14 protein-coding genes are annotated in these 15,033 nt (G+C 42.7%); 9 read left to right on the top strand and 5 right to left on the bottom strand.

Translation table 11 applies throughout. From position 1 onward, the window contains the following. The first annotated feature begins 22 nt into the window (after positions 1-22). The 6 genes from NB504_RS16420 (at position 23) to NB504_RS16445 (ending at position 6,336) form a co-directional block, all read left to right on the top strand. Positions 23-1,402, top strand: coding sequence for a YcjX family protein (locus NB504_RS16420; RefSeq protein WP_258429329.1), 1,380 nt, complete (start codon positions 23-25; stop codon positions 1,400-1,402). Further along, on the top strand, positions 1,399-2,424 hold the full coding sequence (locus NB504_RS16425) for a YcjF family protein (protein WP_258429330.1): 1,026 nt from the start codon (positions 1,399-1,401) through the stop codon (positions 2,422-2,424). Before NB504_RS16420 ends, NB504_RS16425 begins: the two co-directional genes overlap by 4 nt. A gap of 122 nt (positions 2,425-2,546) precedes the next feature. Continuing rightward, complete coding sequence (gene tyrR / locus NB504_RS16430; protein ID WP_017047584.1) at positions 2,547-4,091, top strand: transcriptional regulator TyrR; 1,545 nt, start codon at positions 2,547-2,549, stop codon at positions 4,089-4,091. Beyond that, positions 4,088-4,669, top strand: coding sequence for a ribosomal protein S5-alanine N-acetyltransferase (gene rimJ, locus NB504_RS16435; protein ID WP_258429331.1), 582 nt, complete (start codon positions 4,088-4,090; stop codon positions 4,667-4,669). Before tyrR ends, rimJ begins: the two co-directional genes overlap by 4 nt. Before the next feature lie 65 nt (positions 4,670-4,734). After that, positions 4,735-5,208: a DUF2947 domain-containing protein gene (locus NB504_RS16440; protein ID WP_010320690.1), complete on the top strand. Its 474-nt coding sequence runs from the start codon at positions 4,735-4,737 to the stop codon at positions 5,206-5,208. A gap of 141 nt (positions 5,209-5,349) precedes the next feature. Then, positions 5,350-6,336 carry a GGDEF domain-containing protein gene (locus NB504_RS16445; RefSeq protein ID WP_258429332.1) on the top strand — a complete coding sequence of 329 codons (987 nt, stop codon included), beginning with the start codon at positions 5,350-5,352 and terminating at the stop codon, positions 6,334-6,336. Positions 6,337-6,346: 10 nt separating this feature from the next. Here the strand turns inward: NB504_RS16445 and NB504_RS16450 are convergent, their stop codons facing one another. From NB504_RS16450 to NB504_RS16460, 3 genes are all read right to left on the bottom strand, one after another. After that, the gene (locus tag NB504_RS16450; RefSeq protein WP_094124802.1) at positions 6,347-7,201 is read right to left on the bottom strand and encodes a DMT family transporter; all 855 of its coding nucleotides are present in this window, start codon (positions 7,199-7,201) and stop codon (positions 6,347-6,349) included. Positions 7,202-7,343: 142 nt separating this feature from the next. Beyond that, entirely contained in the window at positions 7,344-8,567 is a 1,224-nt protein-coding gene (gene alr, locus NB504_RS16455) for an alanine racemase (protein ID WP_013856786.1), read from the bottom strand. 54 nt (positions 8,568-8,621) lie between these two features. Further along, the gene (locus NB504_RS16460; RefSeq protein WP_258429334.1) at positions 8,622-10,253 is read right to left on the bottom strand and encodes a methyl-accepting chemotaxis protein; all 1,632 of its coding nucleotides are present in this window, start codon (positions 10,251-10,253) and stop codon (positions 8,622-8,624) included. Positions 10,254-10,657: 404 nt separating this feature from the next. On the opposite strand from NB504_RS16460, the gene NB504_RS16465 reads away from it, so the two are divergent. Genes NB504_RS16465 through NB504_RS16475 form a run of 3 tightly spaced genes read left to right on the top strand, consistent with a single transcriptional unit; the run spans position 10,658 to position 13,882 of the window. Next, on the top strand, positions 10,658-12,076 hold the full coding sequence (locus tag NB504_RS16465; RefSeq protein WP_258429409.1) for an SLC13 family permease: 1,419 nt from the start codon (positions 10,658-10,660) through the stop codon (positions 12,074-12,076). Between the two features lie 8 nt (positions 12,077-12,084). Further along, positions 12,085-13,422 carry an ATP-binding protein gene (locus tag NB504_RS16470; protein WP_017044755.1) on the top strand — a complete coding sequence of 446 codons (1,338 nt, stop codon included), beginning with the start codon at positions 12,085-12,087 and terminating at the stop codon, positions 13,420-13,422. After that, a complete protein-coding gene (locus NB504_RS16475; RefSeq protein ID WP_010317964.1) occupies positions 13,409-13,882 on the top strand; it encodes a response regulator in 474 nt (157 codons plus the stop codon). Before NB504_RS16470 ends, NB504_RS16475 begins: the two co-directional genes overlap by 14 nt. Before the next feature lie 50 nt (positions 13,883-13,932). Here NB504_RS16475 and NB504_RS16480 read toward each other — a convergent pair whose 3' ends face one another. Both NB504_RS16480 and NB504_RS16485 read right to left on the bottom strand, forming a co-directional pair. Continuing rightward, positions 13,933-14,142: a hypothetical protein gene (locus tag NB504_RS16480; RefSeq protein WP_013856790.1), complete on the bottom strand. Its 210-nt coding sequence runs from the start codon at positions 14,140-14,142 to the stop codon at positions 13,933-13,935. Between the two features lie 279 nt (positions 14,143-14,421). Further along, positions 14,422-14,634: a cold-shock protein gene (locus tag NB504_RS16485; protein ID WP_010317961.1), complete on the bottom strand. Its 213-nt coding sequence runs from the start codon at positions 14,632-14,634 to the stop codon at positions 14,422-14,424. Positions 14,635-15,033 lie beyond the last annotated feature (399 nt).

Here is a 15,033-nt window from a genome sequence, read left to right on the forward strand (position 1 = left end):
TCAAATGAAGTGGAGTGAGTGAATGAAGCACATTCGTCGAGAAATGACTGATTTAATTAACCGTGGATTAGATTCGCACGTTCGAATTGCTGTCACGGGGTTATCGCGAGCGGGGAAAACGGCTTTTATTACCTCCTTAGTGAACCAATTACTGCACACCTCTACCCATGATAATTTACCGCTATTTTCCGCAACGCGTGACCGACGCATTGTGGGTGCAAAACGTGTCCCTCAAACTAACTTAATGGTTCCACGCTTTGCTTACGATGAAGCGATGTCACAGTTACACAGCGAACCGCCACATTGGCCTGTGCCCACTCGTGACGTCAGCGAGATTCGCCTAGCGATCAAATACAAACCTAAAAAGCGCAGTAAAAAATTATTTGGTCACACGGCCACACTTTATCTCGATATCATCGACTATCCGGGGGAATGGCTGTTGGATCTGCCTCTGCTCGAAATGACCTATGAACAGTGGTCAGAACAGCAGTTTTCAGCGCTAAGTGAGCTACGTTCCTCATTAGCCGAGCCGTGGCTTGAGGGGTTAGCTAAACTTGATGTAACGCATGATACCGATGAGCAAAAGCTTGCTTCACTGTCGATGCTGTTTACGGAGTATTTGCACGCGTGTAAAAATGCCGGTTTGCATTGGGTGCAACCGGGGCGTTTTGTGTTGCCGGGAGAGCTAGAAGGTGCGCCTGTTCTGCAGTTTTTCCCATGCCGTAATCCGTACGGTGAAGACAAGCCGGCTCCCAATAGTAATTACAGCATGTTAAAAGCACGCTATGAAGAATACCAAAACAAGGTTGTGAAAGCTTTTTACAAAAATTATTTTGCCACGTTTGATCGGCAGATTGTGTTAGTCGATTGCTTATCTCCACTCAATGACGGCTACGACTCCTTTTTGGATATGCGTCGTGCGCTTGAACAGATTATGCATAGCTTTCGTTATGGTCGTAATGGTTTACTCAAGCGTCTGTTTGCACCCAAGATAGACAAAGTGCTGTTTGCCGCAACCAAAGCGGATCATGTCACCCCTGAACAACACCCGCATCTGGTGTCGTTACTGCAGCAGATGGTTCATCCTGCTTGGCAAAGCGCCGCCTATGAGAATATTGAGATGAGTTGCATCAGTATGGCATCGATACAGGCCACACAAGCGGGTTTTATTGATAGCGGTGAGCGCACCATTCCAGCCTTACAAGGTGTGACTCTCGATGGCGAAACCTTGACCATTTTTCCCGGCGATGTGCCGAAAAAGTTACCTAACAAAGAGTATTGGCACCATCAAGGGTTTGAATTCACCAGTTTTAAACCAAGAGCATTTAGCTGTGATGAACCTTGCCCTCATATCCGTTTAGATAAAGCGTTGGAATATTTAATTGGAGATAAGCTGAAATGAGTGATTTAAAAACCAAGCAAATCTTTAATCAAAAATTAGAACCACAACAGAAGAGTACGCCAGAGCTTACGGCTCAACAGCAGTTTCAAAATAATGAAGCCTTCATTCCAATGCCGATCAGCAATGAAGAGAGTGCTGCGGAAAAAGAGTTGGAGCAAATCATTCGTCCACCACAAGGTCGGAAATGGCGAGCTGCGGCATTAGTTATAAGCTTTGCAGGTTTAATCGGTTGGCAAGCTATCGATTCAGTTATCACGGCGATTCAATCAGCGGACTGGTTAGCATTGGGCTGGGCGGGATTTATTGCTGGTTTGGCATCGTTAGGCTTAAGTACCTTAATCAAAGAGCTGTGGAAGTTACGAGCACTTCGCCATCATTTTAGTATTCAAGAGCAAAGCGAACAGCTTATGCAAACCGACAGCGTTGGTCATGGGCTCGCGTTCTGCCAAGCTCTAGCTAAACAAAGTGGCATAAAAACCGAAAGCCCAGCCTATGATCGTTGGTTAAACAGCGTTAATGCTTCACACAGCGATGCTGAAATACTCGATATGTACGATGCTATGGTGGTGAGTGAACAAGATAAACAAGCAACCAAAATCGTCTCACAATATTCAACAGAAGCGGCAGCACTAGTGGCAATTAGCCCTTTAGCCATCGCAGATATGTTGTTAGTGGCATGGCGTAATTTCACTATGATTGATCAACTGGCAAAACTGTATGGAGTGCCATTGGGTTACTGGTCTCGTCTCTCTTTATTTAAGTCAGTATTGGTTAATATGGCAGCGGCAGGTGCCAGCGAACTCGCCATCGACGCCAGCATGGATCTTCTTTCTATGGATTTAGCCGGAAAAGTATCCGCGCGGGCAGGGCAAGGTTTAGGAGTGGGAATATTGACCGCTCGTCTTGGTTTGAAAGCCATAGCACTGCTCAGGCCGATGACATGGCAGCCTGACAGAAAAGTAAAATTAGGGGCGATTCGCAAACAGATCGTCGCAAGAATCGCCGCGCTTACGGTGAAATAAGCAACATTTATCAAATAATATGCCCGAATGTGAACCTCAAAACATGAGATAACTTGACGCCATACAAGGCTTGATAGAAACTACTGTCAACTTTTCCTGACACTTTTTATTAGGATTTTTAAGTGCGTCTTGAAGTCTCTTGTGAAGATAGACTCGGCCTAACCCGAGAACTGCTCGATATTCTTGCATCGAGAAACATTGATTTGCGTGGGATTGAAATCGATGTCATCGGCATTATTTACCTCAACTGCCCTGACATTGATTTTGAAACATTCAGTGAATTGATGGCTGAAATTCGCCGAATTTCTGGCGTAAAAGATGTTCGGAAAATTCAATTCATGCCCATGGAGCGGCATAACACCGAGTTAATTTCATTACTCAACAACGTGCCTGATGCTGTGCTGGCGATTGATCTGAAAGGGTTTGTTGATATGGCAAACTATTCAGCACTATCGCTGTTTAACAAAACAGAGAAAGAGGTGATAGGGCAGCCGATTTCTGCATTATTACCTTTCTTTAACCTATCACGCTGGCTTGAAGGCAACAAAGCACGCCAACGTGAGGAGATCGTGCACGATGGTCTCGATTATCTGATGGAGATGATGCCTGTTTATATTACGGGTGAGTCGAAAGAATCCACCTTGGCAAGTACCATGATGATGATTCGTTCTAAAAGCCCTAGCGGCGTCGTCGATGATGCTTTGCCTTTACACAATAACCTTGGTTTTGAACATTTTGTCGGAGTGTCTAACCGCCATAAAGCGCTCATTAGCCAAGCTAAGAAGCTGTCAATGCTTGATCAACCTTTGCTTATAGAAGGCGAAACCGGAACGGGTAAAGAGATGTTGGCCAAGGCGTGTCATAATCGCTCTCACCGTGCCTCCTTTCCTTTCTTAGTTCTGAGTTGTGCTTCAATGCCGGATGATGTTGCGGAAACGGAGTTGTTTGGTCATGCGCCAGGGTCATTTAATCATCAACAAGGCCATAAAGGTATTTTTGAACAGGCGAATGGCGGCACTGTTTTTCTCGATGAAATCGGGGAGATGAGTCCTCATTTACAAATTAAACTACTGCGCTTCTTGCAAGATGGTACATTCCGCCGCGTTGGTGAGGAGCATGAAGTTCATGTTAATGTTCGTGTGATTGCCTCGACGCGCCACAAGTTGGCAGATTTAGCCGAATCAGGCGCATTTCGTGAAGATCTTTTTTATCGTCTGAATGTGTTAACTCTCCGTATTCCTACTTTGCGTGAGCGGTCTAACGACATTCAGCCATTGCTTGAACTATTTGTGGCGAAACACATTAAGAAAATGGGTATGGCCAAACCACTACTAGCGGAAGATTTGGCGGATCAGCTCTCTCATTACCAATGGCCAGGTAACGTACGACAGTTGGACAACATGGTGCTCAGGGCGCTAACGGAGATGTCTGATAATCAGTTAACAGTGGATCTCTTCCATCTGCCGCAGCTTGAAACCGTTCATACTGGCAATACCCATGTCAATCTTGATGGCTCATTAGATGACATTATGAAAGAGTATGAATCTCAAATTTTGGAACGTTTATATCAGTCTTTCCCTTCAAGCCGTAAGTTGGCCAAGCGTTTAAACGTATCACACACCTCTATCGCCAATAAGCTACGCGACTACGGAATTAGGAAAAATTGATGCAGTCATGCAGCACCTTGTCCCAAGTGTATGAAGTGGACAATGATATTTTAGTGCGAACCGCAAAACTTGAAGATGCGGAGATGATCGCCGCCTATTTTACGAGTAATCGTGAACATTTACGGCCTTGGGAACCTAAGCGAGAAGCTGCGTTTTTTGAGGCTCACGGTTGGGCACAGCGACTGATTAAACTCGGTGAGCTGCATAAAATGCAATTAGGCTATTATTTGCTCATCATCGATATTAACAGTGGTGACATGCTTGGCACCATTTCGTTTAGTAACCTCTCGCGCTTTCCATTTTATGCTTGTAATCTCGGCTATTCGTTAGCGAAGAATGCACAAGGTAAAGGCACCATGGGCCGTGCATTAAAAATGGCGTGCCACTACATGTTTAAGGTACAAAACCTACACCGTATCATGGCTGGTTATATGCCAATCAACAAACGCAGTGAAGCGGTGTTGATGAAAATGGGCTTTCAGGCCGAAGGTCACGCTAAAAATTATTTGCTCATTGATGGCCAATGGGAAGATCACAACCTAACAGCATTGGTTAATGCTGATTGGCGCCCAAGCTAATGGCTTATCGTTTTAAAAGTAAAGCGGCTATATTCACAAGTCAGCTAAAACATTAAGGAAATTCAATGTCGTATTTGCCTTTGGATCAATACCAAAGAAAATGGATTTTCACTCACCAATCAATGCCAGTTCCTGAGCAAGATCTGGTGCATATTAAACCCATGTCTCAAGCCCGAGCGGCTCAGTTTTGGCTGGAAAATATCAGTGCTCAAAGCCCAGATTCAGAGAGGTTAAGTTCTCAAGATTGGCCTCGCAAAGCAGGCAGTTGGATCAATGAAATCAGTTGGATGAAAGAATGGGAAAGTGACGATGAATCATTACCCGTTGATATTTTGGCCCATATTGATTGGCAAAATGACGTGACCGTTTATTTTTGTTATGAAAAGTACAATATTATCGAAACCCAATGGTCGGTTTTTAAAAAATACTGGAAAAATTTCTTATTTTACGATGATGGACCAATCTTATTGGGGCGTCGCCGTGCTCAAGCGTTATGGTTTGGTTCAAATGGCAAAGTCAAATTGGGTAATAGAAAGTAACGAATAAACGAATAAAAAGCAGCCTAGGCTGCTTTTTATTCGTTCTACAGTACTCGAAAATTATTTAATTGATACAAACTTTGTAACATCGCGCTACCCATTCTTTCCTATACTGATCATAAGAGATGTTCGGGAGGGCGCATGGACGATAAAATTCTCCAATCTGTTGTTGAAATTACGGGGCAGAAAAATGCGGTGTCATTGGGTTATTGTGTCATCAGCGCTCTAGTCGAGATGTTGCCTCTGAAATCGGCCTGCTTAGAACATTACATTGGACCTCATTCCTATGTCATTGCAAAAGCTACTATCTGTAGCCGTATACCTGGAAAATTTGAAATTAACTGGGAATATGAGGGCGAGACGGTTCCAAGTTATGAACATAACCATTCTGATATCGAGCCCAAAATAGAAGATTTAGGTACAAACGGATACCATTGCATTTACCCTATTGCGATCAACGATAGTTTTTCTGCTAGGTTGTCTCTGATTCTAAAAGTTCCGCCCAAACAATATCGAATGCTCATTGAAGGCTTTGTTAAAATTTACCAAAATTACGTTTTATTATTGCATGAAAATGAGCGTGACAAACTGACAGGGTTGTTGAATCGAAGGACGTTAGAGGATAGGTTGCGCCTTAGCTTTGATGTGCTTCCTGAAACGGCGACAGTAGGCTCAGTGATGCCTTGGGTTGCCATCATTGATCTCGACCATTTTAAACGGATCAATGATAATTTTGGCCATCTGATTGGCGATGAAGTTTTGCTCTTGGTGGCTCAGCAAATGCAGAATTTTTTTCTTAATCAAGAACAACTGTTTCGGTTTGGTGGAGAAGAGTTCGTCATTATTTTTCCTGCCAGTGAGTATGAGATCGTGCTAAACAGAACCGAGAGGTTTAGACAGCACATCGAGCAGTTTCGTTTTCCTCAGGTTCAACATATCACGCTTAGCATTGGTATCTGCTCTATCTCGCCAAGAGAATATCTCTCAACGATTTTAGATAGAGCAGACAAAGCACTCTACTTCGCCAAAAACCACGGCCGCAATCAAGTACAATGTTATGAAGACTTGTTGCGGAGCGGTGTATTCATTGAAAACGAAGAGGGGGACAGTAGTGCCGAACTATTTTGAACGGTTCACCTTATTTCTTCGCCGATAGCGTGCTACCCATTGAGGCAGTGATGATCATCGTAATGGCGATCCATTGCATTAAGCTTAATTGTTCTTGAAGAATAATTAATCCAGCTAATGCGGCGATGGCGGGCTCTAAGCTCATTAACACACTAAAGTGTTGTGTAGACAAACGCTTTAAAGCCGACATTTCTAGGCAATAAGGTACGGCGCTTGAAAGAATCGCGACAGATAACGCCATAGGCAGTATTGACCACGTAAAAATAGACGCCTCTGATAATACAACGCCGATTGGAAACGCAAACAGGGCCGCAATTGTCATCCCTATCGCAACGGTTGCGCCTCCAGAACCGACACTCCCCGCCCTTTGACCAAACCATATGTAGGCTGCCCAGCATCCGCCAGCCGCTAAAGCCAGTGCAACGCCAATCGGATCAAGTGCATCGACACCCGTTAGATCGGGCAATAAAAAAACAATGCCCAAAATAGCAAGCGCAACCCAAATCAGATCTTTTTTGCGTTTAGATGAGAGAAATGCAATGAGTAATGGCCCAGAAAACTCCAACGCAACCCCAATACCAAGAGGAATTCGTTCAATAGCAAAATAGAACATCAGTTGCATGCCACCTAGGCTTGCTCCGTAAATGATCATTGAGCGCCATTGTGAAAGAGAAAGTCGTAACTGCCATGGGCGAAAAATCATTAACAGTATTAATGCAGAGAGACCAACGCGCAGTGCAATTGTTCCACCTGGGCCAACAATAGGAAATAACTGCTTGGCTAGTGACGCGCCAGATTGAATGGTGGTCATGGCCAAGAGTAGAGTTAACACAGCCAAGAATATAGGGGATTTAATCGGTCGCATGCGCATCCATATGAAATAAGAGGAACGGGCCGATTATGCCTGAAAAATAAAGGGGTTAATAGGAACAACGAGCGGTGAATTAAAAGGGGATACCGTGAGTGCAAAACACTCACGGACCAAAAGATAAATAAGTGGGCTTGGCTTAGTGGATGTAGAAACGAGGGTTTGCCGTTCCCCAAATCGTATACAGTTCAGGGAATATGAGCTCTGCATTTTCTTCCAGCTCACTGACAGTGATTCGGCCTTGCTTTTGCGCGCCAAACAAGGTGACTTCCTGATTAGGAAGGACGCCTTTCACATCGGTTACGTCAACCAATGTGGTGTTCATTGAGGTTACTCCAACCACCTTTGCTCGTTGACCGTTAATCAATACGTCACCGCGATTGCCCATTTTTCTTGGGTAACCATCCGAATAGCCAACAGGCAGATTTGCCAAAACACTCTCTTTGGTTACGCGGTATGTACTGTCATAGCCAACAGTGCTTCCTTTAGGAAGATGATGCAATGACGCAATACGTGTTTTGAATGAGACGATTGACGGATATTCCGGGTTAGTTGGTAAGTCGCCATATAGGACGCCGCCAGGACGTACCATATCAAGTTGTGCTTCTGGTACATTGAGAGCAGTGTAGGAGTTGGCAACATGCAAAATCAGCTCATCGCGTTTTAGGTTTGCTTGCTGAATCAACCAAGCTGAATTGGTATTAAAACTGGCCAACTTACTGCGGATTTCGTCTGGATTGTAATTGGGGAAATGCGTCATTATCCCAACAATTTGTATGCCACTTTGAGTAGCAATCGCAATCGATTCTTGTTTTCCTGCATCGGTTGACATATCGATACCATTGCGTCCCATACCGCCATCATTTAATGCCAAATGTACTCTTATCGTTTTACCTTTTTGCTGGCTTAGCTGAGCGAGTTGCTCAGCTTGTATTTTGCTACCGATTAGCTCTTCGATATCTAACTCGACACTTTGTGCGATTTCATCAATGCTCGCAGAGCGAACACGCATCAACTGGCCTTTAAACCCGCTCTCACGTACGGCTCTAGCCTCTGCATTACTGGTAATTGCGATACAAGGGATCCCTTGTGCGAGAATCGTTGGCATTAAACCGCGAATACCGTTGCCGTAAGCATCAGCCTTCATCACGGCGCAAATTTTAGTTTGGCTGTTGATGTGGCTCTTAAACTGCTCAATATTTTGTTTGAATTGGCCAAGATCGATCTCAAGCCAAGTATTGGATTGCTGAATTTCTTGTATAGAAGGCTCACTGACGTTAAGGCTTAAAGGTGCAGAAGTCGCTGAAAAAGAGGGTAAAGCCATGGCAATTGACAGTGTAAGAAAAGAGGCTTTGAAATTCATTCTATCTCCTAGGTAAGTAAAAACAAGAAAGCCCCGTTAGGGGCTGACTCTATTTTAGTTAAGTTTGAAACGCCCCATTGCGTCTTGCAATGTGACCGATAATTGACTGAGTTCGTGGCAAGCTTGCGCCGTTTGTTCTGAACCCTGCGCGACTTCTTGTGAAGCCGTATGAATATTTTCAATGTTGCGGCTTAGTTCATCGGCAACGGAATCTTGTTCACTACAAGCACTGGCGATTTGTGTTCCCATATCCGCAATTTGAGCTACTGAGTTTTCAATTGAAACCATCAATTGCTGCGAGTGAGTTCCTTGAACGACGCAAGAGTCAATGCTGACGCGCGAACGTTCGGTTGCTTCTTTTGCTTCGCCTGCCATGGTTTGTAATTTTTCAATAATGGTTGTGATTTCGCCAGTTGAAGCTTGAGTTCTTCCTGCAAGGGTGCGCACTTCATCGGCAACAACAGCAAAGCCTCGTCCAGATTCACCGGCGCGAGCTGCTTCAATCGCAGCGTTCAGTGCCAATAGGTTCGTTTGCTCAGCGATGTTACGAATAACGTCAAGTACCACGTTAATTTGTGTCGATTGTTGTTCTAAATTTGCAACGGTTTCGCCAGCCTGACAAATGATTGTAGCCACTTGTTGAATGGAGCTCACCATCGCGGCATTGTCTGTCGCACCCTCTTTGGCTTTAGTGTTGGCACTACTTGCTTGTGATGCTGAGTCTTCCGTGTTGCGTGCTACATCGGCCACTGCGGCTTTCATTTGCGTCATCGCTGTTGCGACTTGTGTGATCTGATATTGCTGCTCTTTCATACCTTGAGCTGAGATATTGGAGATTTGACTCATCTCTTCTACAGCACTACTCAGTTGTGTTACAGCGGATATGATCTCTTCGATCAGTTGACGTAAATTGTTCTGCATCTTTTGTGAGGCATCGGCAAGTTCACCTAATTCGTCATTGCCAATAGCATTACGATCGATCTGTTTTGCTAAGTTACCTTCTGCAATCGCGTTTGCTTGGTCAACAACTAATCGTAAAGGTCCACAAATTATGCGAGTCAAGAAGAGGGTGATAATGACCATGACGACGATAATGGAAACATTACTGATACTTGATGAAGTGTTCAGTGTGTCAACTGCTTTAAGAATATAGCTTTTGTTGCCATCCATTGCTTTTTGCAAGATGCCAATCAGCGTTTTTATGTCGGCTTCAATTTTCGTGAAAGTTTCAAGCGATTGATTCAGTAGTTTGTGGGCATCGCTTTTATTATTGCTTTCTAAAGCCTGATTAAACTGAGTCACAATGTTTATATAACTATCCCAGTTACTCATCAGTTTTCTAAATGTCTGCTCTTCTTCGCCTGGCCAAACACTTTTACCATACTGTTTTAAACCTGCATCAACCTCTTGTTGTAATTGACGGCTAGTCACTAGGCGTTGTTTCACTTCGTTTATATCATCGGTGAGCAAGGAAGCAAACTGCGTACGACGCCAATAGGAGAGTTTATCTCCCATTGAATCTACGTGTTGTAGTGCAGGCAGTGTATCGTCGGCAAAATTCACCAACTGACTTTTGACTTGTTGGAGTTCGCTATATAAAAACCAAGCGAAGAGGATGTTGATTAAAGCGATGAGGCTAAATGAGCCTGCAATTTTCTGTCTGATGGAGAGATTTTTTAAAAACATGAATGAGTTACCTTTGATTGTTTTTGTCAAAAGTCGCTTGAGCGAACAACATCCATTTACCGACAATGTGATCTATATCCTAATTGGTCGCGGATATTATCATGTTATCTATAAATTGACGATACCTATACTATTAAAGTAGCAGATGTTTGATTGTGCAAAGATAAAACGATTGATTAATTTTAATGATGTGAGGGTGGTTGATTATTGGTTTAACACCTAAGAGTGGTGAGAGGATTTGCAAGCGACCCCTCATTCTGAGTATTTGCCTTAGTGGTAATCATTGTTCATTGATCTAACACCAAACTTTTTGCTGAGTAACTGTAACATAATGGCAACGTTGTTCGAGATTCAAGTACACCTTTAATTATCGTTTCTATGAGTACTCAGGAAGAGTTTATATGGTGCGTCCTTACTTAAAATTTATCATCCCTATTTTAGTTCCATTACTTATTTTATTGTTGCCTATGACCGCTTTCCCTTTTGAAGGGATGACCGTAATACAACAGCGAGTGATTGCCATCTTTTTGCTCGCTGCTCTTTGTTGGGTATTTGAACCGATCCCAATCTATGCCACATCGGTAGTCGTGATTGTGTTAGAGCTCCTAATGGTATCGGATAAAGGTATCTGGTTTATGAGGCTTGCTGAGGGAGAAGCTCATTTTGGTGGCTTGCTAAAACATACTGATATCATGGCGACGTTTGCTAGCCCAATCATTATGTTGTTTTTGGGTGGCTTTTTCTTAGCCATGGCCGCTACTAAGTATCGTTTGGATGTCAACCTTGCACGAGTGCTGCTCAAACCATTTGGCCAGAACCCCAAGTATGTCATGTTAGGCTTGATGTTAATTACTGGCATCTTCTCGATGTTTATGTCTAATACCGCAACAACAGCGATGATGCTTTCCATCTTAACGCCAGTCATCGCAGTATTTGGCCTAAAAGATCCAGGGCGAATTGCTTTTGCTTTGTGTATTCCGGTCGCCGCTAATATTGGCGGTATAGGTACGCCAATAGGCACTCCTCCCAATGCGATCGCATTGAAATATCTGGTCGGTGAAAATTTAATTACCTTTGGTGAATGGATGGCCTTTGGGGTGCCGTTTGTGATCATAATGATGGCACTCGCTTGGGTATTGATTAGCGCCATGTTTAAAGCAGAGCAACAAAAAATTGAATTGACCATTAAAGGTAAATTTTTAAAAACACCAAAAGCCATTATTGTGTATGTCACCTTTGCTCTGACCATTCTTCTTTGGTTGATGGGCTCAACCCATGGTATGAACTCTTATACTGTTGCACTGATACCCGTGGCTGTCTTTTCTCTTACTGGCATCATCAACAAAGAAGATCTAAAGAAAATTTCTTGGGATGTGCTGTGGTTAGTGTCTGGTGGTATTGCGCTAGGACTTGCATTAGACAAAACGGGGTTAGCGCAACTAGTGGTGAACAGCATTCCTTTTGCACAGTATTCACCTTACGTTGTTTTATTTGGTGCGGCATTTTTGTGCCTCATTATGGCCAATTTTATGTCACATACCGCCACCGCGAACTTATTAATGCCGATTATGGCCGCGCTTGGTGCTTCAATGACTTCGCTTACTCCATTAGGTGGAGAAATTACGTTGATTCTCGTGGTTACCTTTGCTGCATCACTTGGTATGTCATTACCTATCAGTACACCACCTAATGCGTTGGCGCATGCTACCGGGCACGTTCAAAGTAACCAAATGGCTAAAGTAGGGGTTGTCCTCGGTGTGATTGGGGTGCTGCTCAGTTTTGTTATGGTTTGGTTACTTCATGCGGTTGGTCATATCGGTTAGGTAGCATTATGTCGGATAAAAGACTTGTTGCACTCATTGATCGTTATTTTCGCCATCCTGAACGGATGGTGAAACTGCCTTCGGGAAGTATTGTCATTGAGCAAGAAGGTTATAATGATCGACTCTATTTCGTATGGTCGGGAGAATTGAGTGGCTATTACAATGAAAAAGGCGATAAACCGATAAAAGTTTTTTCAGCCGGTGCGGGTGCTTTTATTGGCGTGCACAGTTTTTTTTCTGGTGAATGGATAGCTTCTTCAACAGTGGTGGCTGAATCTACGGTAGAGCTTGCCTGGATCGACCGAACTACGGCCGTCTTAGAAGAAGATCAATATGGACCTTTAACCGCCCAGTTTACCCCCGTTATTGTGAATGAATTATCCCGCCGTCAACGACGTGCAACTCAAGAATCAGTGGCAAAAGAAAAAGCATTAGAAAGGTTATATTCGGCTGAGCAAATGACGACCTTAGGCCAGTTAGCGGCGGGCATTGCCCATGAATTGAACAATGCCATCGGGGTAGTGAGTAGCAAATCTGAGCGATTAGAAGTACTGTTTATGGAGCTGCTCGAAGAGGTTCATCCTGAAGCGAGCCTATTTTTCGATTTTGGCTTGATGTATGGTCAGAAAGTATCGTCAAACGAAGCTAGAAGGCGAGGTGCTCTTTTCGAAAAGCAATACGCCCTGCCTAAAAATGTGGCAAGAGATTTAGCAAAAGCGGTTCCAGAAGACTACTTATCTTCGCACTGGCTGAAAAATCCACATTTAGCTATCCGTTATTGGCAAATGGGCCGTGACTTGCATGATTTACGTTTGGCCTCTAAACATACTGTTGGTATTGTTAAATCAGTAAAACAACTGGGCCGAACTGAAATTACTCAAGATGAAGAGTTCGATATTAACGATACGATCAATCGAGCATTGGCACTATTACAGAGTGATTTACGACGTGTCAGTGTCCGTATTAGGCCAGCTGCATTACCCTTATTTAAAGGATCTCAGACAGAGCTGGTACAAATTTGGGTAAACATCATCAAAAATGCCTGTGATGCGATGGCTAACATAGCAGAGCCAATGATAGAGATACAAACCAAATTAAGTAAACAACGTATATTGGTAACCATTGCTAATAACGGTCCTGAAATTAACGAAGCCACTAGACGGAAAATATTCCAACCAAGTTTCACCACCAAAAAAGGAGGGTTGTCGTTTGGTTTGGGACTAGGGTTATCAATAGTGAAACGCATTGTTTCTGGGTATGGTGGAAATGTCGTACTCAAAAGTGACAATGAAAGAACAATATTTAGAATTAAATTACCCACGGAGAGCGATTATGGAGAAGCTTAATATCATTTGTGTCGATGATCAAAGGGAAGTATTAAGTGCGATACTGCAAGATCTTCAACCACTCACTTCTTGGTTGAATATTGAAGATTGTGAATCGGCTTATGAAGTATTGGATCTAATGGATGAGTTTGACGAACAAGGTGAGCATATTGCGCTGCTGATGTCAGATCATGTGATGCCAGGAAAGACAGGAGTCGAATTATTAACCGAGGTTGCAGCAGATTCCAGATTTAAGAAAACAAAGAAAATTCTGCTAACAGGGCAAGCAACACACACAGATACGATCAATGCGATTAACACTGCAGGTGTAAATAGGTATTTTGAGAAACCATGGAATGCGAAAGAGCTGGTAGATTGTGTTCGCACTTTAGTGACAGAATTCATCTTTGAAGTAGGTTTAGATTATAAAGACTATCACAACGAATTAGATCAGAAAATAGTGCTAGCAAAACTGAGATAAGTGAATAATGCCCAAATAACTTTAACGGCGGCTATTAAAGTGTTTGGGTATTAATCGATGATATTAAAATGGCCAATAAGCTTGTCATCAGCATTCAATATTTGTCCTTGAGAAGATTCTTCATCATAAATAAAATTGAGATGAAGAGTGTCTAAATTGCAATTTATCTGACTTAATATATGACGTGTCAATATGTCACTATTAAGTTGATGAATAGTCGCATTCCAAGAGCAATGTTTAATATTAAAATGAATATTCATAGTGAGCGTAATTTTTGTGTTGCTTTAGATTTAGCAAACCAAAAACGCTTTCTACCAGTTGTACGAGACATAGTAGATCTCCTTTGTAAAAATGAAAATATTACATAGATAGAAATAGGATTGTCAAAACGGTTTATGCAAAAATGGCTGAATGTTCGAACGGGATAAGCAGAGGGAACGGAGCAGAAGTTTGAGCGATAACGTTGATAACTATAATTTATAATCTAGGTAAAAATAAGAGCGCTGGCGTGGTGCCAACGCTCACACATTCATGCGAAATTATTCAGCACGTACGTTAGCAGCTTGAGGACCTTTAGCACCTTGTTCTACAACAAAAGATACTTTTTGGCCTTCTGCTAAAGTTTTGAAACCTTCAGAAGCGATAGCGCGGAAGTGTACGAATACATCTGGACCGCCGTTGCTTTGAGAAATGAAACCAAAACCTTTAGTTTCGTTGAACCATTTTACAGTGCCAGTAGTAGTGTTAGACATGTTATGTCCCTTATAAAAATAAAAAATTTTAAAATACAGGTGTTGCTTTGAGACGAATTATTTAAATGAGACCATGAAACTAGAGGACACTTTGAATTGAATCTGAAAGGGAACTTTGGCTTACTTGTTACATTAATAACCCTGTTCAACAGAGCGGACACATAATCGCATGGTCCTCAATCAAAGTAAAGCATTTATTTTAAAATAATTGATCATTAGGAATCTGAGCAGGTTATTCGTGATTTTTGTTACTTTTCAAACCATTTTTAATAAACATTATCAGTGATAAGGCTCTGCCTATCTTTTGGCCTTTGGGGTTTTTATCTTTTATTTTTAATATCAATCGGTTGTGTTTTATGTATTTTTAATTTCTATCATCTGTGTGGCTATTTATTTTCT

The sequence above is a fragment of the Vibrio sp. RM-69-4 genome, assembly GCF_024743775.1.
Taxonomy (GTDB): domain Bacteria; phylum Pseudomonadota; class Gammaproteobacteria; order Enterobacterales; family Vibrionaceae; genus Vibrio; species Vibrio anguillarum.

Coding starts and splice junctions, on each gene's coding strand:
- NB504_RS16420 (WP_258429329.1), top strand. CDS start 23: ATGAAGCACATTCGTCGAGAAATGACTGATTTAATTAACCGTGGATTA.
- NB504_RS16425 (WP_258429330.1), top strand. CDS start 1,399: ATGAGTGATTTAAAAACCAAGCAAATCTTTAATCAAAAATTAGAACCA.
- NB504_RS16440 (WP_010320690.1), top strand. CDS start 4,735: ATGTCGTATTTGCCTTTGGATCAATACCAAAGAAAATGGATTTTCACT.
- NB504_RS16445 (WP_258429332.1), top strand. CDS start 5,350: ATGGACGATAAAATTCTCCAATCTGTTGTTGAAATTACGGGGCAGAAA.
- NB504_RS16450 (WP_094124802.1), bottom strand. CDS start 7,201: ATGCGACCGATTAAATCCCCTATATTCTTGGCTGTGTTAACTCTACTC.
- alr (WP_013856786.1), bottom strand. CDS start 8,567: ATGAATTTCAAAGCCTCTTTTCTTACACTGTCAATTGCCATGGCTTTA.
- NB504_RS16460 (WP_258429334.1), bottom strand. CDS start 10,253: ATGTTTTTAAAAAATCTCTCCATCAGACAGAAAATTGCAGGCTCATTT.
- NB504_RS16470 (WP_017044755.1), top strand. CDS start 12,085: ATGTCGGATAAAAGACTTGTTGCACTCATTGATCGTTATTTTCGCCAT.
- NB504_RS16475 (WP_010317964.1), top strand. CDS start 13,409: ATGGAGAAGCTTAATATCATTTGTGTCGATGATCAAAGGGAAGTATTA.
- NB504_RS16480 (WP_013856790.1), bottom strand. CDS start 14,142: ATGAATATTCATTTTAATATTAAACATTGCTCTTGGAATGCGACTATT.
- NB504_RS16485 (WP_010317961.1), bottom strand. CDS start 14,634: ATGTCTAACACTACTACTGGCACTGTAAAATGGTTCAACGAAACTAAA.